Annotated in this window: 19 protein-coding genes; 10 read left to right on the top strand and 9 right to left on the bottom strand. The window is 69.5% G+C overall.

Features of this window, described 5'->3' with window-relative positions:
- Positions 1-6: 6 nt before the first annotated feature.
- The 3 genes from ACZ6DL_RS09545 to ACZ6DL_RS09535 are packed head-to-tail and all read right to left on the bottom strand — an operon-like array spanning position 7 to position 3,140.
- The gene (locus ACZ6DL_RS09545) at positions 7-672 is read right to left on the bottom strand and encodes a response regulator (protein ID WP_040871077.1); all 666 of its coding nucleotides are present in this window, start codon (positions 670-672) and stop codon (positions 7-9) included.
- Between the two features lie 19 nt (positions 673-691).
- Positions 692-1,885 carry a MacS family sensor histidine kinase gene (macS, locus tag ACZ6DL_RS09540; RefSeq protein ID WP_466050116.1) on the bottom strand — a complete coding sequence of 398 codons (1,194 nt, stop codon included), beginning with the start codon at positions 1,883-1,885 and terminating at the stop codon, positions 692-694.
- Positions 1,845-3,140 carry an AI-2E family transporter gene (locus ACZ6DL_RS09535; protein ID WP_466050115.1) on the bottom strand — a complete coding sequence of 432 codons (1,296 nt, stop codon included), beginning with the start codon at positions 3,138-3,140 and terminating at the stop codon, positions 1,845-1,847. Before ACZ6DL_RS09535 ends, macS begins: the two co-directional genes overlap by 41 nt.
- A 211-nt stretch (positions 3,141-3,351) precedes the next feature.
- Between ACZ6DL_RS09535 and ACZ6DL_RS09530 the strand changes: the two genes are divergently transcribed.
- The 3 genes from ACZ6DL_RS09530 to ACZ6DL_RS09520 are packed head-to-tail and all read left to right on the top strand — an operon-like array spanning position 3,352 to position 6,374.
- Entirely contained in the window at positions 3,352-4,872 is a 1,521-nt protein-coding gene (locus ACZ6DL_RS09530) for an adenylate/guanylate cyclase domain-containing protein (protein WP_393233135.1), read from the top strand.
- Positions 4,873-4,876: 4 nt separating this feature from the next.
- Positions 4,877-5,965: a lysylphosphatidylglycerol synthase transmembrane domain-containing protein gene (locus tag ACZ6DL_RS09525; protein ID WP_466050114.1), complete on the top strand. Its 1,089-nt coding sequence runs from the start codon at positions 4,877-4,879 to the stop codon at positions 5,963-5,965.
- A gap of 49 nt (positions 5,966-6,014) precedes the next feature.
- The gene (locus ACZ6DL_RS09520; protein ID WP_466050113.1) at positions 6,015-6,374 is read left to right on the top strand and encodes a DUF3054 domain-containing protein; all 360 of its coding nucleotides are present in this window, start codon (positions 6,015-6,017) and stop codon (positions 6,372-6,374) included.
- Here ACZ6DL_RS09520 and ACZ6DL_RS09515 read toward each other — a convergent pair whose 3' ends face one another.
- The gene (locus ACZ6DL_RS09515; RefSeq protein WP_466050112.1) at positions 6,375-8,054 is read right to left on the bottom strand and encodes an NTF2-like N-terminal transpeptidase domain-containing protein; all 1,680 of its coding nucleotides are present in this window, start codon (positions 8,052-8,054) and stop codon (positions 6,375-6,377) included.
- A 376-nt stretch (positions 8,055-8,430) separates the two neighbouring features.
- Between ACZ6DL_RS09515 and ACZ6DL_RS09510 the strand changes: the two genes are divergently transcribed.
- Together ACZ6DL_RS09510 and aroQ are read left to right on the top strand one after the other, a co-directional pair.
- Positions 8,431-9,024: a hypothetical protein gene (locus ACZ6DL_RS09510; RefSeq protein ID WP_466050111.1), complete on the top strand. Its 594-nt coding sequence runs from the start codon at positions 8,431-8,433 to the stop codon at positions 9,022-9,024.
- A gap of 51 nt (positions 9,025-9,075) precedes the next feature.
- Positions 9,076-9,525: a type II 3-dehydroquinate dehydratase gene (gene aroQ, locus ACZ6DL_RS09505; protein WP_466050110.1), complete on the top strand. Its 450-nt coding sequence runs from the start codon at positions 9,076-9,078 to the stop codon at positions 9,523-9,525.
- A gap of 2 nt (positions 9,526-9,527) precedes the next feature.
- Here the strand turns inward: aroQ and ACZ6DL_RS09500 are convergent, their stop codons facing one another.
- Positions 9,528-9,974 carry a nitroreductase family deazaflavin-dependent oxidoreductase gene (locus tag ACZ6DL_RS09500; protein WP_062973086.1) on the bottom strand — a complete coding sequence of 149 codons (447 nt, stop codon included), beginning with the start codon at positions 9,972-9,974 and terminating at the stop codon, positions 9,528-9,530.
- Between the two features lie 309 nt (positions 9,975-10,283).
- Positions 10,284-11,162, bottom strand: a complete 879-nt coding sequence (locus ACZ6DL_RS09495; RefSeq protein WP_466050109.1) for an NAD(P)-dependent oxidoreductase — start codon at positions 11,160-11,162, stop codon at positions 10,284-10,286.
- A 138-nt stretch (positions 11,163-11,300) separates the two neighbouring features.
- On the opposite strand from ACZ6DL_RS09495, the gene ACZ6DL_RS09490 reads away from it, so the two are divergent.
- On the top strand, positions 11,301-11,657 hold the full coding sequence (locus ACZ6DL_RS09490) for a winged helix-turn-helix transcriptional regulator (protein WP_357123400.1): 357 nt from the start codon (positions 11,301-11,303) through the stop codon (positions 11,655-11,657).
- Positions 11,658-11,707: 50 nt separating this feature from the next.
- Here ACZ6DL_RS09490 and ACZ6DL_RS09485 read toward each other — a convergent pair whose 3' ends face one another.
- Positions 11,708-12,826: a glycerate kinase gene (locus tag ACZ6DL_RS09485; RefSeq protein WP_466050108.1), complete on the bottom strand. Its 1,119-nt coding sequence runs from the start codon at positions 12,824-12,826 to the stop codon at positions 11,708-11,710.
- Between the two features lie 134 nt (positions 12,827-12,960).
- Positions 12,961-14,547, bottom strand: a complete 1,587-nt coding sequence (locus tag ACZ6DL_RS09480; RefSeq protein ID WP_466050107.1) for an alpha/beta hydrolase — start codon at positions 14,545-14,547, stop codon at positions 12,961-12,963.
- A gap of 160 nt (positions 14,548-14,707) precedes the next feature.
- Between ACZ6DL_RS09480 and ACZ6DL_RS09475 the strand changes: the two genes are divergently transcribed.
- Positions 14,708-15,019 (top strand): GNAT family N-acetyltransferase, encoded by a 312-nt coding sequence (locus ACZ6DL_RS09475; protein ID WP_040871100.1) that lies wholly within the window; start codon positions 14,708-14,710, stop codon positions 15,017-15,019.
- Positions 15,020-15,023: 4 nt separating this feature from the next.
- Here ACZ6DL_RS09475 and ACZ6DL_RS09470 read toward each other — a convergent pair whose 3' ends face one another.
- Positions 15,024-15,785, bottom strand: coding sequence for a lysophospholipid acyltransferase family protein (locus ACZ6DL_RS09470; RefSeq protein WP_466050106.1), 762 nt, complete (start codon positions 15,783-15,785; stop codon positions 15,024-15,026).
- Between the two features lie 136 nt (positions 15,786-15,921).
- Here ACZ6DL_RS09470 and ACZ6DL_RS09465 point away from each other — a divergent pair, with 136 nt between their 5' ends.
- From ACZ6DL_RS09465 to ACZ6DL_RS09455, 3 genes are all read left to right on the top strand, one after another.
- Positions 15,922-16,566, top strand: a complete 645-nt coding sequence (locus tag ACZ6DL_RS09465) for a YqgE/AlgH family protein (RefSeq protein ID WP_040871103.1) — start codon at positions 15,922-15,924, stop codon at positions 16,564-16,566.
- A 183-nt stretch (positions 16,567-16,749) separates the two neighbouring features.
- Positions 16,750-17,235 carry a sigma-70 family RNA polymerase sigma factor gene (locus ACZ6DL_RS09460; RefSeq protein WP_357035453.1) on the top strand — a complete coding sequence of 162 codons (486 nt, stop codon included), beginning with the start codon at positions 16,750-16,752 and terminating at the stop codon, positions 17,233-17,235.
- Complete coding sequence (locus ACZ6DL_RS09455) at positions 17,232-17,975, top strand: anti-sigma factor family protein (protein WP_466050105.1); 744 nt, start codon at positions 17,232-17,234, stop codon at positions 17,973-17,975. The genes ACZ6DL_RS09460 and ACZ6DL_RS09455 overlap by 4 nt, the downstream gene beginning before the upstream one ends.
- Positions 17,976-18,000 lie beyond the last annotated feature (25 nt).

Below are 18,000 nucleotides of genomic sequence, written 5' to 3'. Positions count from 1 at the left end.
CCGGGCCTACTCGAGCCCCTGTTCGATGGCGTAGCGGGTCAACTCCACCCGGTTCGCCAGCTGCAATTTGCGCAGCGTCGCCTGCACGTGGTTCTCCACGGTGCGATGGCTCAGTCCGAGCCGCGTCGCTATCTGCTTGGCGGACAACCCTTTCGCCACCATCCGCAGCACCTCGGTCTCCCGCTCGGTGAGCGCGGGCCGGTGTGGCTCGTCCGGTTGCGCGGGCGCGGTGGCCATCCGCCGGTATTCGCCGAGCACCAGCCCGGCCAGCCCGGGAGTGAATACCGCTTGACCGGCCGCGGTGGCGCGCACGGCGTCGACGAGCTCGGCCGCCGACGCGCTTTTGACCAGGTAGCCCGAGGCGCCCGCCTTGATCGCGTCGAGTACGTCGTCGCGCTCGGCCGAGGCCGAGAGCACCAGCACCCGGCTCTGCGGCGACACCCGCAGCACCTCGGCGGTGGCCTGCGCCCCGTTGCCGTCGGGCAGTTGCATGTCCATCAGCACCACGTCCGGGCGCACCGCGGCGGCGCGCCTGCCCGCCGCGGCGACACCGTCGGCCGTGGCCGTCACCTGGAATCCCGCCTCGGTGAGATCACGGGAGACGCCGTCGCGCCACATCGGGTGGTCGTCCACCACCATCACCGAGATGGACTCGGCCGCCTGGTCCGTCATCCGCGCCTCCCGTCGTCGCTCATCTGGGCACCCGGAATTCCCATTCGGTGCCGAACCCGACCCCGCCGTCGATCTCGGTGAGCAGGTCCGCGCTGCCACCGAGGGCCGCGATCCGGCCGACGATCGATCGGGAGACCCCCATGCGCCCTTCGGCTTCCGCCTCGGCCAGCCGGCCCGGCGGGATGCCGACGCCATCGTCGCGCACACTGATCACCAGTTCGTCGCCGGTGTCCTCCAGGAGGACATAGGCTCTCGCGTCCGGCCCCGCGTGCAGTTCCACATTGGACAGCGCCGTGGCCACGGCCGAGGCGATCTCGTTCGCCATCCAGCGGCCGACCCGCACCGGCTCGCCGGGCGTGGACACCGACACCGCGGGGGTGGATTGCGCGGTCAGCAGGGGCCGCAGGTCGACCTCGGCGCCCCCCGCATCCCGGTGATCGGCCTGCTCGGTGATCAGCACGCGCAGCGCCACCTCCTGCTCACCGGCTCGCAACGCCAATTCCTCCGTGGGCCCGCCGATCTCGCTGCCGCGGCGCTTGATGTAGCTGAGTACTTGCAACACCCCGTCGTGCACCTCGCGGGAGAGCCGTTCGCGCTCCTCGGCCGCCGCGGTCAGCCGCACCGCTTGTTCCAGCTGGTCCTGGGCGCGGCGGGCGGTGTTGGCGGCCAAGCCGAGCGCCAGACCCACCGAGACGAGCACCGGCACCGTCGCGTCCGTCCACACGTCCTCACCCCACTGGTCGCGCACCGTCAGTGCCACCGCGGCGATCAGTGCTCCGGACAGCACTCCGGCGAACGGGCCACGCAGGATCGCCGCCCCGATCACGGCGTTGGTCGCCCACAGCGTGGTCGGCAGCGTCTGATGTCCGTGATACCAGCCGTAATCGGCGACCAGGCGAGTGGCGGCCATCAGCCCGATCACGACAACGTGGTCGCCGATCACCACCCAGACACGCAGCCTGGCCACCTCGGGAAAATGCCACTGCGACAACATGATCGCCGAAGCACCCGACCACACCGCCATCAAGGCGACGAGCACCCAGCTCAACCGCTGATTCGTGTAGTACGGCACCGAGGCGATCTGCTGTCCGACCGCGTACAGCAGCGTGACCAGCCGCAGCGCCTGCGCGGCCCGCCACAGCGGGGTGGTCGCCACGTCGGCCGAGCGCAGCTCAGGCCTGCGCCGTGCCGTCGCCGGCTTGCGCGCCGTCATCGGATTCCACCTTTTGCCGCGCCGCCTTCATCGCCTCCGCCCGCTTCCGGGTCGCCTCCATCAGCGTCGCGGCCACGTCGAACCGGCCGGGATCGGGGTGATCGGGTTCGGCTTGATACAGCCCGCGATGGTCGTCGCCGGTCTGTAGTTCCTCGTACAACTCCTCCGGACCCTCGAGCAACGACCGGATCGCGGTGTTCATCACCGCGACGAACGGCACCGCGAGCAGACCGCCCGCGATCCCGCCGATCACCACGCCCGCCGTGATCGCCAGCACCACGGCCAGCGGATGGATGCTCACCGCCCGCCCGAGCAGCAGCGGTTGCAGCACGTGCCCCTCGAGCTGCATCACCGCGATGATGATGCCGAGCACGATCAGCGCGGTGACCAGGCCTTTGGTCACCAACGCGATGAACACGGCGATGAACCCGGCCAGGAACGCGCCGATGATCGGGATGAACGCGCCGATGAACACCAGCGAGGCCAGCGGGAGCGCCAAGGGCACCCCGAGGATCGCCAGTCCGGCGCCGATGCCGATGGCGTCCACCGCGGCGACCACCACGGTCGCGCGGACGAATCCGACCAGCGTGCCGAACCCGAGCTGCCCGGCGGTGCGGACGCGCTCGCGGTGATCGGTCGGCACGATCCTGGTGACGAATTCCCAGATCTGATCGCCGCCGTAGAGGAAGAAGATGAGGATGAACAGCGTCAGGAAGGTGCCGGTCAGCAGCTCGCCGATCACGGTGGCGGTGGTGAGCGCACCGCTGGTCAGGCTGTCCTGATTGGACTGGATCGCCTTGACGGCGGCGTCGCCCACGTTGCGGATCTGCTCGTTGCTCAGGTGCAGCCTGCCGTTGATCAGCCAATCCTGGATCTGGTGGATGCTGTCGGTGAACTTGTTCGACAGCTCCGGCACACCGGCGACGAACTGTTCGACGACGAAGGTCATGATGCCCGCGACCACGCCGATCGACCCGACCAGCGCCACGAAGACGCCCACCGCGCGCGGCACGCCCAAGCGCTGCATCCAGTCCACCAGCGGTGCGAGCAGAGCCGCCGCCAGCAGCCCGATGGCGAGCGGAATCACCACGGTCGCCAGTTTCTGCACGATCGCCGCCGCCGCGATCGCCAGCGCGAACAGCACCAGCAGCCGCCAGCCCCACTCCGCCGACACCCGGACGATCGGGTGCACCGTCTCCGCGGCGTGCCGTGACAGCGTGATTTTCCGCTCTGGACTTGGCTTCGGGTCGGTCACCTCCGTGAGCCTAATGTCTGCTGCCGGACGTAGTCCGTCTTAAGCCGGCGCATGGCCGGAGCGAAGGCGGAGGTACGCCTAATCGGCTCGGCCGCACCCTGTCCGCGATCACCGGCGCCGCGACCGCCGCGCAGCGCCGCGGACATGCCGAGATGATCGAAACGCTAGATTGGACCCCGTGTCGGCGCCTCTGGAAGCGGTCAAACAGACCATGCGAACGCGCTGGCCGCTGTACCTGACATCGATGCTGCTGGCGAACGCTTTCGGCGCGGTTCTGGTGTGGGCGTTCATCCAGTACGGGCTACCCGTCCCCGAGGGCGAGCCCTCCGGTGCCAGGCGCACCGGCCTGCTGATCCCCGCCGTCGTCTTCGTGGCGGGCGGCCTGCTCAGCATGGCCGCCTCCGCGCTGATGCTGCGCCCGGTGATGCGCTGGCAGATGCGTGGCGGGCCGCCGAGCCGCCAGGAGCAGATGGCCGCGCTGCACGCACCGCTGCGCCAGGCGATCCTGCATCTCGCGCTGTGGCTGATCGGCGGCGCGGTGCTGGCCACGCTGATCATCAAGGACACTCCCGCGCTGGCAGGCGCGGTCATCATCACCGAGTGCATGGCCGCGACCATCGTGTTCGGTTTCACCTACATGCTGGGCGAACGCATTCTGCGCCCGGTCGCGGCCCAGGCGCTGACCGAGGGCACCTTCGACCACACCCTGACCCCGGGCGTCGGTACCAGGATGGCGATGACCTGGGGCATGGGCACCTTCGCGCCCACCATCGCGATCGTGCTGCTGTGCGTCACCCAGATCTCCTCGGAGGTGAAGTTCTCCGCGCAGTCACTCGCCATCTCCATCCTGCTGCTGTGTGGCGTGGTGATCATGCAGGCGCTCGCGCTGTCCATGCTCACCGGTTCGAGCATCTCCGACCCGGTGCGCCAGCTCAGCCAAGCCATCGACCGGGTGCAGGCCGGGGCGCGCGACGTGCAGGTCGAGGTCTTCGACGGCAGTGAGATCGGGCTGCTACAGGTGGGCTTCAACCGGATGATGGAGGAGGCCGCCAAGCGCCGCCAGCTCCAGGAGTTGTTCGGTCAGCACGTCGGCGAAGAGGTGGCGCAGCGGGCGCTGGACTACGGCACCGAACTCGGCGGCGAGACCCGCTTCGTCGCGGTGCTGTTCGTCGACATGGTCGGCTCCACCGCCGCCGCGGCCGAGCGGCCGCCCACCGAGGTGGTGAGCCTGCTCAACGAGTTCTTCCGCATCGTGGTCGACGTGATCCACCGCCACCACGGCTTCGTGAACAAATTCGTCGGCGACGCGGCGCTGGCCATCTTCGGCGCGCCGCTGGACCGCCCGGACGCGCCGACCGCCGCGCTCGCCGCCGCACGCGAACTGCGCGAAACCCTCCGGGAAGTCCCCGGCCTCGACATCGGTATCGGTGTCTCGGCCGGACTGGCCGTCGCGGGGAACATCGGCGCGGCCAACCGCTTCGAGTACACGGTGATCGGAGATCCGGTCAACGAGGCATCCCGGCTCACCGAGCTGGCCAAAGAACGTCCCGGCCGAACGCTGGCCTCGGGTAGCGCGCTGTATTTCGCCGAGGAAAGCGAGCAGGACCAGTGGGAAACCGGCGACGAGGTGCAGCTGCGCGGCAGACGCAGGAAAACGCTGCTGGCCTGGCCACGAGAACAGGCCGACGCGCCCGACGCTACCGATGCCGAAACGGCGCGTTCGTTAGGCTGACCGCGTGACGGCCGACGGGGAACTGGCAGGGAATCCTGCGCCGCCGCCCACGGCGGGTTCCCGCCGTGGCAGATTCCGCTGGCTGAAGTGGGTGCTCGGCGCCGCCCTGCTGGCCCTGCTGATCGCCGAGGGTGTGTACCTCTGGCCGCGCCTGCACGAGTCCTGGCGCAAGCTCACCGAGATCCACTGGGGTTGGCTGGCCGCCTCGATCTGGCTTCAGGCCGTGTCGATGAGCGGCTTCGCCCGAGTGCAGAAGCAGCTGCTCAACGCGGGCGGCGTCGCGGTGAGTCAGCGGAAATCCGTGGCGGTGGTCTACGGTGCGACGGCGATGTCGGTGACCTTGCCCGCGGGCCAGGTGTTCTCCACCGCGTTCACCTACCGGCAGACCAGGCGCTGGGGCGCCAGTCCGATCGTCGCCTCGTGGCAGCTGGTGTTCTCCGGCGTGGTCGCGGCAGTGGGCCTGGCGCTGCTCGGGGTCGGCGGCACGCTGCTGTCCGGCGGGCGAGTGGGTCCGCTGAACCTGATTCTCTCGCTGGCCGCCGTCGTCGCGCTGGTGTGGGCGGGCAATCACATATCGCGCGATCCCGGTTCGCTCGAGGCGCTGGCACGCAGGCTGCTCGCACTGGTCAACCGGGTGCGCAAACGGCCACCGGGGCAGGGGGCGGACAAGATCGCGGACGTGCTCGGCCAACTGGAATCGGTTGACCTCGGCAAGCGCGACGGCCTCTTGGTGGCGCTCTGGGCGCTGATGCACCGTTTCGCCGACGTGGCCTGCCTCGGCGCGGCCTGTTACGCGGTGGGCGCCGATCCGCGTATCGCCGGTCTGTTGCTCGCGTTCGCCGTGGGCAAAGCGGTGGGGTCCATCCCGTTCGCGCCGGGCGGCATCGTCTACGTCGACGCGACGCTGATCTACGGTCTCACCGCCGCCGCGGGCCTGCCCGCCGCGCAGGCGGTCGCCGCGGCGTTCGTCTATCGGATGGTGAGTTTCGTCCTGGTCGCGATCGTCGGCTGGATCGTGTTCGGGTTCCTGTTCCGCACCCGGGAGGCCGACGACGACGAGTTCGAGAAGGAATTCGAGCAGCGGCGGCTGTGACAGGTCAGCCCGCGCGCTGGTCTTCGGAAGCCCCGTTACGCTGGCCCGCGTGAGGAAACTGCTGCCCTTCGTGGTCGATGCGCTGCTCGTCGTCGTCTTCTGCGCTATCGGCAGGCGCAGCCACGACGAGGCGGTGCTCACCGGCCTGCTGCGCACCGTGTGGCCGTTCGCGACGGGTCTGATCGCGGGCTGGCTCGTCGTCGTGGCGCTCCGGTGGCGCGCCGCCGCGGGCGGCATCACCGCCCTGTGGCCCGCCGGGGTCGTGATCTGGGCTTGCACCCTGATCGGGGGAATGCTGCTGCGCGTGGTCGGTGGTCAGGGCACGGCGGTCAGCTTCGTGCTGGTGGCCGGCGTGGTGCTCGCGGTGTTCCTGCTCGGCTGGCGCGCGGTGTACAAAGCCGTGCGGTGATCACGGCTCCGGCGTCGCCAGTGCCTGCAACATCCTGGCCGCCATCCGGGCGGTCGCGTCCTTGCTGTCCACATCGTTGATGTGGACGGCGAAGACCAGATCGCCCATCGCCCCGATCAGCCACCCGTCCGGGCCCGCGGTCGCGGCGAACGCGTCGACGTCTCGGTAGCGGCGCACGCCGGCCAGCTCCGGCGCGTTGGTGGCGTCGCGCAGCATGACGCGCAGCCGGTCGGCGGTCTGCGGCGGCAGCGGGTCGAGCGGGGCATCGGTGGTGCTCGGGCGGCCTGCCTCGATCATCGGCGGCGGCACCGATCCCCGCACGATCGCGGCCGCGGCGATGGCCATACCGAACGGGCTGGCAAGCACGGCGTCCGAACCGCCGCCTTGCAGTACCTGCTCGGCGCTGCGTCCCGCGACGGCCAGACGGCCGGTCACCTCATCGAGGCCGGGCACCTTGAAGTCGATGCCGACACCGAGCGCGGTCGCCGCCTCTGCCGCGTCCTGTACCGAGACGTCCTGTGGCGCCTTCCCCTTCGCCGAGGCCGCGACGGCCCGGAACAGCTCCATGTTGCCGCCCACCGGATACAACCCGGTGAATGCCACCGAGCCGTGCTCACTGGCCTGGCTGTTCTGCGCGGCCGCCACCACCGCCCCGGTGGACGGCTGGATCGCCACGATCGAGGCCTGAGTGGCCGCGCTGACCACCGCGTCCTCGGCGGCGCGCTGCAAACGCTGGTCCATGGTGCCCGCGATATCGGGTCCCGGCGGGCCCTGCTGCCCGGCGAGCTGGGTGATGAACCGGCCGTCCTGTTCGAACAGCTGGACACCCCAGCCGGAATGCGCCTCCTGGCTTTCCTGCTGCACTTTGCGCAGCGCGTCGAGCATCGGCGACCAGACCCGGCGGTCGGCGGAGATCAGCCGCGGCTGCTTCTCCAGCACCACGCCGGGAATCGGCGCCATCCGCGGTTCCAGGATCTCGAAGTCACCCTCGCGCAGGTTCACCGCGACGATCGGCTTGCCCTGCGAGGTGGCCAGCTGCTGCATCAGTGACGGACCGGTGATCAGCGGGGCGACCGGCTCGATGGCCTTGGCGAGCGCGTCGGTCGACGCGACCGGGTCGGGCATCTTGCCGGGATCGAGCTTGACCACGTTGATGGTCTGCTCGGTCATCAGCGGTGCGCCCGCGATGTCGTTGACCCGGGGCGGTGGCGTCGGGTAGGTGCGCACCAGCTGCACCGTTCGGTTGTGCGCGAGCTGCGGCATCACGACCGCGGGCTCCCAGGAGATCCGCCAGCCGATGGCCAGCTTGCGCACATTGCCCTCGAGGCTGTAGTTCCAGGTCTTCCGCTCGCCGAAGTTCCACTCGACATCCATGCTGAAGATCGCGGACTGCGCGTCCAGACCGATGAACTGGGTCTTGCGGTAGTCGACCTTCGCGCCCTGCAACCCGGTAAACATTTGCTTAAGGGTTGCTGTAGCCGCGGTGGGGTACGACGTCAGGTCTGCCGCCTTGGTGTAGTCCTGATCGTCGAGCAGATCCGTGAAGCGCTCCACGACCGCTTCGGCTTCGTTCTGCTTCTCGTGTATCCCGCACGACCCGATCCCGAGCGCGAGCGCCGCCACCCCCATGAGTGCCATTGCGCCGCGAACACGAAAGCGGCGGGATCCCCACACGTCCATGTCGCCCACTCTTCACTCTTGTCACTCCAGTAACAAGACCACCGTACCCGAAAAAGACCAGACCGCGATGCCTCCGTAGCGAGGACGTTACCCATGCTCAGCATCCCAATTGTGCCCCGGGATCTTGCATCTCGGGGGGCCTTTCATGATCATCGCCCGGCCGCTCGGCGGCAACCGGCGCCGCTACCGTACCGGCCTTCCCGAAAAGTCGCGCGGTTGCCCCCGCGGTCGACGTTTCGAATCAATAAATACCCCGAAAGGTGCGGAACGAAGCAATCAGACCCTCGTTCGCGTACAGCGGAACTCCGATGACCCGTTTGCGACGTAATCTTGTAATCAGTGAAAGCACCGCAGCATAGTAAGTAGGTGACTCGTCATGAGAAACGCACACCGCGGCCGGGGTTTCGGGCGAACGGGCGGCTGGCAGCAAGCCGACCTGCCGGACCCGTCGGACGTTCCCGACTGGTTCGCCGGAAGATTGCCAAGTGAGTGGTTCACCGGCCCGCCGGTGATCGAGGTCGATCGGGACGAGATCGTCGTCATCGGCGAGCTGGCGATCCCGCAACCGGAGAAGACGCCGGAGACCGCCGACGCCCCGGCCGAAGAAGTGCCGCGCGCGACCAAGGAGGGCGCGGTCGCCCGGTTCCGCGAGTCGACCCGCCCCGCCCGCATGCAGATCGCGAACGAGGCGCAGCACCGCTACCGGCGCAATGTGGCCTGGGGCGTGTCGGTGGACGGGGAACGGATCATGTTCACCCATCTGGCCGTGCCCGTCATGACCCGGCTGCGCCAGCCGGAGCGCAAGGTACTCGACACTCTCGTCGACGCGGGTGTCGCCCGTTCCCGCGCCGACGCGCTGGCCTGGACGGTGAAGCTGGCGGGCCAGCACGCGGAAGCGTGGCTGGAGGAACTGCGCGAAGCCATGCGCAAGGTCGACGACCTGCGCTCGGAAGGTCCGCAGGGGTTGTAGCCGGTCGGGTCCGGTCCGAACGGCGTGGTCCGGCGCGGTATCTTGCCGTGCATGGCTGTGACCGCGACGCCGGGCCCGATCCTGGTTCTGAACGGCCCGAACCTCAACATGCTCGGCACCAGGCAACCGGAGGTGTACGGATCGGCCACGCTCGAGGACGTCGTGGAGTTGTGCAGGCGGACCGCGGCGAGATTCGACCGGGATGTCGTCGCCTTCCAGTCCAACTCCGAAGGCGCCCTCATCGATCGCATCCACCAGGCGCGCGGCGCCGAGTCGGGCATCGTGATCAATCCCGGTGGGCTCACCCACACCTCGGTGGCGCTACGAGACGCGCTGGTGATTCCGGAACTCCCCATCGTCGAGGTGCACATCAGCAATGTGCACGCGCGCGAGGAGTTCCGGCACCACTCCTACATCTCTCCCATCGCGACCGCGGTGGTCGCGGGGATGGGCATCCAGGGTTACGCCGCCGCCATCGAATTCCTGGCCCGCTCGGCCTGAGCTCACCGGAGCTGGAAGACGGGGAATCCGGGCGCGATGGCGGCGAGTTCCTCGTCGGTGGCGTCCTTGGTGACGCCCTCGAAGAACCTGCCGACCTCCCAGCCCCACTTCCGCAGGTAGAGGCGCAGCAGCGGCACCTTGTCGGCATCGGCCACCTCGGTGGCGGTGAACGTCTCCACCTTGCGGCCGAGCCGCAACTCGCCCCCGCCCGCCACGCGCAGGTTGCGCACCCACTGCGTATGCCCGCGCGGCGCGACGAGAAAGCGCTCACCGTCCTCCCGCACCATCAGGTTGACCATCGTGGTGCGCCATTCCCCGCTCTTGCGCCCGCGCACCGCGAGCAGTCGCGACCCCATCACACTGATGCCGAGCTTGGGCAGCAGGTTGGCGAACCGGTTGAAGATCGCGTCGAATCCGGCGGGGCCGAGGTAGCGGGTGCTGAGGTCCATGACTTCTCCTTGTTGTGAGCACTGCTCTCTATAGAGAGAAGTGTTCCACGGAACGTGCCCCCAAGTCAAGAGCACCGCTCTCCATGGCTCCCCGCCCGCCCCGAGGTTCCTGGATCAACGGCACATGAGCACGGCATTTCGCGAGTAGGCCCCTCCCACAGCGCTTCGGCGCGTCGTTGCATGGCGAGCAGTTCGACCTCGCGCGGTCCACTGCGTGCCGCTGATCAGGAAACGCCTCGCAGAGCCGATTAGGTCTCCGCATGGCTGGGCATGCGCGAAACGGCTCTGCGAGGCGCAGGTGTACGCGGGTCAGGCGTCGCCGCGAAGGAGCGCGTAGGTGGAGACGGGGTTGCCGGCCTGCTCGCTCGCGGCTACGGCCTTGCGCCAGAGCCCCTGGGCGGTGTGCGAGAGGACGGCGTCGACGCCGACTTCCTCACTCGCGTCGATGACGTGCTGTGCGCCCGCGTCCATCATCTTCAGACTGGCCAGGGAGGCCCAGCCGCCGTTCTGGTTGGCGACCGAGAACTCCTCCATGAAGTACGGGAACGCGGCGGCCGAGCGGATCGCGAACGGGACGAACGCGGCGATGTCGTGGCCGGAGCGATCGATCATCGCGGTGGCCTGGTCGAAGGCGAGCAGCCAGGGATGGAAGATGGTGAGGAGTCCCTGGTAAAAGACCTGCGCGAGGCCGTCGTCCGCACCGAGGTACTCCTGCGGGCTCAACGGTCGCAGCAACTCGGCGTGCGCGTCGAACACCTCACGCGGGCCGCTGTAGAAGATGTAGGACGCCGGGTGCGTGATGTTGTCCCCCGCCGACATGACGCCGCCGGAGATGAATCGGGCGCCGTGCGAGCGAACCCACTGCGCGCCCTCGCGCGTCTTCTCCGGCGAATCGGAGGACAGGTTCGCGATCACTTTGCCTTTCAGGTGGCCGGTCGCCTGGCCCAGCACGTCGTACATGGCCGCGTAGTGGGTGAGGCTGAGCACGGTGACCTCGTTCGCGTCGAGCGCGTCGGCGACGGTCGCGGCGCGCTTCGCGCCGAGTTCGACCATGGCGTCGACCTTTTCGGGGCTGCGGTTCCACACCGTCACCTCGACGCCCGCGTCCAGGAAGGCCCGGACCATCGCCTGCCCCATCGGCCCGAGGCCGACGACGGAGACTGCGTGGGCGGTGGTCTGCTCGGACATGATGTGTTCCTTCGGTTCTCGTCGGTTACTTGCTTCGGCGCCGGGATTCATGGTCGTTCCCGCAGGTAGAGTCGGGAAGACCGAACGTCGAGGTGCGGTTGCTTACCTCGAGGTCCGAAACGAGGTCAGAGGAGCGCGATGGACATGAGCAGTGACGCGGATCACGAAGTGTGTGGCATGACGGTCGCGATCGATGTCGTCGGCGGCAAGTGGAAGATGCACCTGATGTGGGTGCTCGGCACCGGCCCGCAGCGCTTCGGCCAGATCCGCAGGCTGCTCGATGGGGTCAGCGAGAAGGTTCTCGCCGAGAACCTGCGGCACCTGGAGTCCAGTGGCGTCGTGCACCGGGAGGTCTATCCCGAGGTCCCGCCGCGGGTCGAGTACTCGCTCACGCCGCTCGGCGAGGAGCTGGCCGTCGCGCTGCGTCCGCTCGAGGAGTGGGGCGACCGGCACCGGCACGAGCTGTCCGCGAATCTCCTGGCGTCGGCGAGCTGATCCCACCGAGGTAAGGAGCGACCGGCACCGGGCGTTCCGGCATCGGCGAGCTAATCCAGCCACTCGGCGGCGATCCGCTCGCCGACCCGTTCGAGCAGTGCCGCCGCCTCCGCCATCGAGCGGTCCGGGTCGGGTTCCAGATCGGCGAGCGCGTAGCAGCCCGCGAAGCCCGCGGCCCGGATCTCCTCGGGTGCGAGCAGCGTGCGGCCCGCCACGGCGACCACCGGGACGTCCGCCTTGCGAGCGGCCGCGCAGACGCCGACCGGCGCCTTGCCGTGCAAGCTCTGCTGATCGAGCGATCCCTCACCGGTGACCACGAGGGTGGCGGTGGCGAGCAGGGCGGGAAAATCCAGCAACTCGAGCACGACCTCGATGCCGCTGCGCACCCGCGCGTCCAGTACCGCGAGCGCACCGAAACCGGTACCGCCCGCCGCTCCCGCGCCGGGAAGCCGCGCGAACTCGGGGCCCACGAGTTCGGCCCAGGTGGTGAGCGCCGATTCGAGGACGTCGAGTTCGGCCGGTCCGGCACCCTTCTGTGGCCCGTAGACCGCAGCGGCGCCGGTCGGCCCGAGCAGCGGATTGTCGACGTCGCAGGCCAGCGTGAAGGACGCACCGACGACACCGGGATGCAGGCCAGAGCGGTCCAGCCGTGCGGCGTGGGCCAAAGCCGCTCCGCCGCGCGGCAATTCCCGTCCGCCGGTATCCAGGATGTAGACGCCGAGGGCCTGCAACATGCCCGCGCCGCCGTCGGTGGAGGCACTGCCGCCCAGGCCGAGCACGATCTCGGTCGCGCCGTGCTCCATGGCATGCGCCAGGACCACGCCGAGCCCATATGTGCTCGCGCCCAACGGGTCCGGCCGTCCCCCTGGCAAGGCCGCCAGACCGACCACGGCGGCCAGTTCGACAACAGCGGTCCTGCCGTGCCGGGCATAGGCCGTCCGGCGCGGTACCCCGGTCGGCCCCGGCGCCGTCAACTCCACCCGCGTCCAACCCGCCGCGACGAACGCCTCGACCGTGCCGTCACCCCCGTCGGCGACCGGCACCTGCCGGATCTCGGCATCCGGCGCGCTCCGGCGCAATCCCGCCGCAAGGGCCGCCGCCACCTCCGGCGCGGCCAGCGATCCCTTGAACTTGTCCGGAGCGAGGATCACTCGCGCAGCGGATGTCATCCCCACATTCTCGGACGCCACCGGATCGGCCGCACGGCGACACTTCCGCCCACGAAGCCCGTGCGCTCAGGAACGTCCGGATAAGAACGCGCATACCGCTGGTGCGAGTCGGCGAACTCGCTCTACGGCAACGTTCAGCTCGCGGGCAGCGGGGCTTGGTCGGCCCGGGTGATGTCGACCTTCCCGGTGCGCAGGTAGGTGAGCACGGCCTCGTCCACCGCCGGATTGCCGCGACCGAACGTGCCGTGGTCGCCGCCCTCCACGACGACCAGCGTGCCGCTCAGCGCCGCGGCCATGGCCGGGCCGCCTTCGTATTTGGTCAGCGCGTCGTGACGGCTCTGCAACACCAGCGGCGGGGTGCGCAGCGCCGCACCGGTGATCGGCACCGGCTTCGTCACGGGTTTCCAGGAACCACAGGCCATTCCCGAGCGCACCAGGTCGGCGCGCGCGTCCATGGCGTTGCCGCCGGAGGCTATGGTGCCTGCCGCGGCACCGAGCAGTTCCGGCCTGCCGGGCACGGCGTTCTCGTTGCAGGTGATCGCGCTGAACACGAACCGCCCGGTGGGGTCGGTCGAGGTCGCGCCCTCGATGGCCCGCAGGCGCTGCACGTTCGCCGGATCGGCCGCGGCGTCGGCCATCGCGCGGGCGAAGACCGGCCAGAAGGTGCGGGTATAGGTGGCCACGGTGGTCGCGCCGAGCAACGGCACCTGCGCGGAGACGCCGCCGCTGACCAAGGTGCGCAACAGGTTCTGCAGCTTGCCGAGCTGCTCGACGCTGCCGGTGTAGCCATCCCTGGCGATCTCGGCCAGCGGCTCGGGCAGCGCGCCGGGCAGGTCGCCGACGCTCGCGGGCGGCGGGGTCAGGTTGGCGTACCAGCCGCCGCCCTGGGCCGCCGCCAACCGGACCCAGTTGCGATAGACCTGCAATGCGGTATCGCCGAGGTGGTATTCGTCGTCGTGTTCGGCGATCCAGGCGAACAAGTCGTCCAGGCGCTGTTTGCCCGCGACCTGCTGCTGGGCGAACTCCTCGGTCCACACCCAATCCGGGTTGACGTTGGAGTCCAGGACCATCCGGTCCACCCGGTCGCCGAACAGCGCCGCGTACACCGCGCCGAGGTAGGTGCCGTAGGACGTGCCCAGGTAACCGATCCGCTTCAGCCCGAGCGCGGCGCGCACGGCGTCGATGTCGCGGGCGGTGTTCTCGGTGGTGATGGCGTCCAGGTAACCGGGCTGCGCCGCGTCACAGGCCTTCTTGATCTCGTCGCGATTGCCGCCGCCGAGCGAGACCTGCCGGCCCTGCTCGTTCTTGGTGCTCGTGCCGCATTCCAGTGGCGTGGCCCAGCGCAGACCGCGCGGCTGGACGGCGATCCGGTCGTAGTGCTCGGCGAGCCCGGCGGGGAATACCTCCACCCGGCGCGCCCAGTAGTCCAGCGCGTCCGCGCCGGGACCGCCGGGGTTGGCGAACAGGACACCTTCCCGCTCGCCCGTGGCGGCGATCCGGCTGACGGTCAGCTCGATCGAGGGCCCATCCGGGTCGGCGTAATTCATCGGCACGCTGACGACGGCACACCGCACACCCCGATCGGCGGGCACCGCACCCTCCGGACACCGGCCGAAGGCGAGTCCCGGCGCGGCGTCCGCGACGCCGGTGACGATCGATCCCCCGAGCAGGCCTGCGGCGACCACGGTGGCCGCGACCCGCGAAACCCGCGGTGTCCTCATCATTTTCGTACCTCCCCGAGCCTGCCCGCTCGCGCGCGACGACGGACCCGACCAAGAGCATTCTGCGCAGGCCCGCCGGGACAGACAAGTCGGTGGCGGGATTCCGCCCGGTCGGGCGTGTGATTTATCCGGACACCGGCGCACAGAGTAGCGTCGAGCCATGTCGACCGAGGTCAGCAACAACACCGCACTGGAACGCTTCGAGATCTACGTCGACGGTGCGATCGCCGGCTACGCCGAATACCAGGACACGGCTTCCGAGCGCGCGTTCGTGCACACCGAGATCTACTCGTCCTACGAGGGCCAGGGCTATGCGCGGCTGTTGGTCGAGACCGCGCTGAACAGCACCCGCGACGACAAGCTCGGCGCGCTGCCCATGTGCCGGACGGTCCACCACTTCATCGAGACCCGCCCCGAATACCTCACGATGGTGCCGCACTGGGCGCGCGACCGGCTGAACCTGCCGCAGTAGGTCCTCAGTAGGCCGCGACGGCGGCGTCGAGCGCCTTCTGCAGATCGGTACGCACCAACCGGGCGATGTCACCGGGCCGGGGCGGCAACTCGAGGATGGGAATCCCGAAGTGGAAGCTGGCCCCCTTGGCGTCCTCGTTCGTCGGCCGCACCGCCGGGTCCCGGCGCGGACCGTAGCTCAGTGCCATCGACACCAGCACGGGCTCGACGCCGAGCTTCATCGCACGGAACGCGATGTGCCCGATGCCGCTGCCCACCGCTTGCACGCGGGCCGGGTCCACGTCGTTGCAGGTGCCCTCGGGGAAGACCGCGATGCCGTCGCCGCGGGCCATCCGCTCCGCGCAGACGTCCATCATGCGCTGGCCCGCGGCGTTCACCGCGCGGATGCCGTGGTCCTTGCCGCGGAACACCGGGATGCCGCCCATCATGTCGATCTTGCGCCGCTGATCGGGATCGACGAACAGCTCGTCCTTGGCCAGCACGCGCACCCGGCCGATCACCCGCCGTAGCCCGCTGCGCCACGCGGCCGCGGCCACGGTGTAGGGGTCGCTCTCGGAGAGATGGTTGATCGCGATCAGCAGCGGCCTGTTCTGCCTGATCACCGAGCGGAGCGCGGCACGCGCGCCCTCCGCGTAGGTGACGCGCGGGTGGTAGCGGCGGCCGAGAACGGCGTAGGCCCCCCATGCCTTCAGGCGGTTCTGGCGATGATCGCGGTAGTAGTCGTACACGGTGTCGCTGTTCTCGAGGCGCACCTCGGGCGGTTCCATGAGCTGGACTCTACGATGTGGCGCCGGTGGCGCGACGGGGCGTCCGCCGTCGGGCCGCCACCCGTTCGGCGAATCCGGGACACAGAAGTCGGCCACAGAAGGCGCATTGTGGGCGAACAGCTGCGATGATGTCGGAGTGGCACGCGCAGAAGACCCGGACGATCGGAAGACCCGCGGCGGGCACGGTGACCGCAGGCGACGCGAGTTCCGGCACGGCGAGCAGGTGGTTCGTGCCGGGACGCTGCTGGTGTCGTCCACCGAACTGGTCGAACCCACTTTCCGGCGCACCGTCGTCTACATCATCGAGCACAACGAGGCGGGCAGCCTCGGCGTGGTGCTCAACCGCCCGAGCGACACGGCCGTGCACGACGTGCTGCCGCGCTGGACGGACGCGGTCGCGGCGCCACGCACGCTGTTCATCGGCGGTCCGGTGAAACGGGACGCCGCGCTGTGCCTGGGCACCGTCCGGGTGGGCGCGCGCATCGAGGGCGTCCCCGGGCTGAGGCGTATCGATGGACGGGTCGTCCTCGTCGACCTGGACGCCGATCCCGAGCGGGTGGCCCCGCTTGTCGAGGGCATCCGGATCTTCGCGGGCTACGCGGGCTGGACCTTCGGCCAGCTCGAGGGCGAACTGGAGAACGACGACTGGATCGTGGTCTCGGCCCTGCCGTCCGACCCGATCAGCACGGGCCGCGCGGACCTGTGGGCGCACGTGCTGCGCCGTCAGCCGCTCCCGCTGTCCTTGCTCGCGACACACCCGATTGAACTCGAACGCAACTGAGACCGTGTACTCCTCGAAGGGACCGAAGGAGACACGACATGAGCCACGACAACTGAACCGGCCAGAGCATGGGTGACGCATCGGGTGCGCCCACCGACCGGACCCGCAATTCGAGCGGAGAGGTATCCAGTTGTGCGCAAGGTACGCGGCGAGACGGGCCCGCCCGACGACCAGTCCGAATTGATGCGGGCTCTCTACCAGGAACACGCCGCCCCGCTGTGGCGGTACACGCTCGGCTTGGTTCGGGACCGGGGACGGGCAGAGGACATCGTGCAGGAAACATTGCTGCGGGCCTGGCAACGGCCGAACGTCTTGGATCAATCAACCACGTCGGCGCGGGCGTGGCTGTTCACCGTGGCGCGCAATCTCGCCGTGGATGAGCACCGCAGCGCCCGCAGCAGGCGCGAGTTCCGCACCGACAACCCACCCGAGCGGGCGGCCCCCGACCACTCCGATCGTGCGCTGGACGGCTGGCTGGTCGCCGATGCCCTCGGCAAGCTCAGCGCCGACCACCGCGAGGTGATCGTGCGGGCCTACTACCGGGGGCTGTCCACACATCAGATCGCCGAGGAACTCGATGTCCCGCCGGGCACGGTGAAGTCCCGGATGCACTACGGTATGCGCGCGTTGCGCCTGGCACTACAGGAGATGGGGGTGACGAATCAATGACGGACATCACCGACGACTTCAGCACGTGGGACGCCCCGTATGTGCTCGGCTCCCTCACCCGCGAAGAGCGCCTGCAGTACGAGAGCCACCTCGCCGCCTGCCCCGACTGCCGGGGCGCCGTCGCCGAACTCGCGGGACTACCGGGCATGCTCTCCCTCGTGGAGACCGACATCGCGCTCGCGATGATCGAGCCGCCCGCGCGAACCGGCGAGTCCGCGGCGGTGCCACCTCCCCCGCCCATGCCGACACTCCCACCGCCACCCCGGCTCGCCGACGCGGCCGAGCGACGCCGCCGCCGCAGCGGGTGGACGTCGGTCGGCATCGCGGTGGCCTCCGCCGCGGCCGCGGTGGCGATCGCCGTCCCGATCGCGATCTCGGTGTCCGGATCGAACGACTCGCAGGAGCCGGGCACCAGCGAGCAGGCGTTCGTCGAACGCCAGATGACTCCGCTGGAGCCCACGCCGGTCTCGGCGAACTTCAAGCTCGTCCCGGCGGGCGACCGGACACGCGTGGTGATGTCCTGCAGCTATCCACCGGGCGAGCAGCTGCGCTACAGCGCGAATCTCGCGCTTTACGTCACCAGCACCAGCGGCCAGCAGCAGAAACTCGACGAGTGGCCCGCGGGCCCCGGTACCGAGCTGACCATCGACCGGACCATCGAGGGCGCACCCGATCAGGTCCGCTCGGTGGAGATCCGCGCGGCGAACACGGGGAGAGTGCTGCTCACCGGCGCGGTCTGATCGATCGGACGATCCCCTGCGGGGT

The sequence above is a fragment of the Nocardia sp. NPDC041819 genome, from assembly GCF_055590505.1.
Note: the sequence above shows the minus strand (reverse complement) of the source record. Positions and strands in the feature narration are given on the sequence as shown.

Coding starts and splice junctions, on each gene's coding strand:
- ACZ6DL_RS09545 (WP_040871077.1), bottom strand. CDS start 672: ATGACGGACCAGGCGGCCGAGTCCATCTCGGTGATGGTGGTGGACGAC.
- macS (WP_466050116.1), bottom strand. CDS start 1,885: ATGACGGCGCGCAAGCCGGCGACGGCACGGCGCAGGCCTGAGCTGCGC.
- ACZ6DL_RS09530 (WP_393233135.1), top strand. CDS start 3,352: ATGCGAACGCGCTGGCCGCTGTACCTGACATCGATGCTGCTGGCGAAC.
- ACZ6DL_RS09515 (WP_466050112.1), bottom strand. CDS start 8,054: ATGGACGTGTGGGGATCCCGCCGCTTTCGTGTTCGCGGCGCAATGGCA.
- ACZ6DL_RS09510 (WP_466050111.1), top strand. CDS start 8,431: ATGAGAAACGCACACCGCGGCCGGGGTTTCGGGCGAACGGGCGGCTGG.
- aroQ (WP_466050110.1), top strand. CDS start 9,076: ATGGCTGTGACCGCGACGCCGGGCCCGATCCTGGTTCTGAACGGCCCG.
- ACZ6DL_RS09500 (WP_062973086.1), bottom strand. CDS start 9,974: ATGGACCTCAGCACCCGCTACCTCGGCCCCGCCGGATTCGACGCGATC.
- ACZ6DL_RS09495 (WP_466050109.1), bottom strand. CDS start 11,162: ATGTCCGAGCAGACCACCGCCCACGCAGTCTCCGTCGTCGGCCTCGGG.
- ACZ6DL_RS09490 (WP_357123400.1), top strand. CDS start 11,301: ATGGACATGAGCAGTGACGCGGATCACGAAGTGTGTGGCATGACGGTC.
- ACZ6DL_RS09485 (WP_466050108.1), bottom strand. CDS start 12,826: ATGACATCCGCTGCGCGAGTGATCCTCGCTCCGGACAAGTTCAAGGGA.
- ACZ6DL_RS09480 (WP_466050107.1), bottom strand. CDS start 14,547: ATGAGGACACCGCGGGTTTCGCGGGTCGCGGCCACCGTGGTCGCCGCA.
- ACZ6DL_RS09475 (WP_040871100.1), top strand. CDS start 14,708: ATGTCGACCGAGGTCAGCAACAACACCGCACTGGAACGCTTCGAGATC.
- ACZ6DL_RS09470 (WP_466050106.1), bottom strand. CDS start 15,785: ATGGAACCGCCCGAGGTGCGCCTCGAGAACAGCGACACCGTGTACGAC.
- ACZ6DL_RS09460 (WP_357035453.1), top strand. CDS start 16,750: ATGCGGGCTCTCTACCAGGAACACGCCGCCCCGCTGTGGCGGTACACG.
- ACZ6DL_RS09455 (WP_466050105.1), top strand. CDS start 17,232: ATGACGGACATCACCGACGACTTCAGCACGTGGGACGCCCCGTATGTG.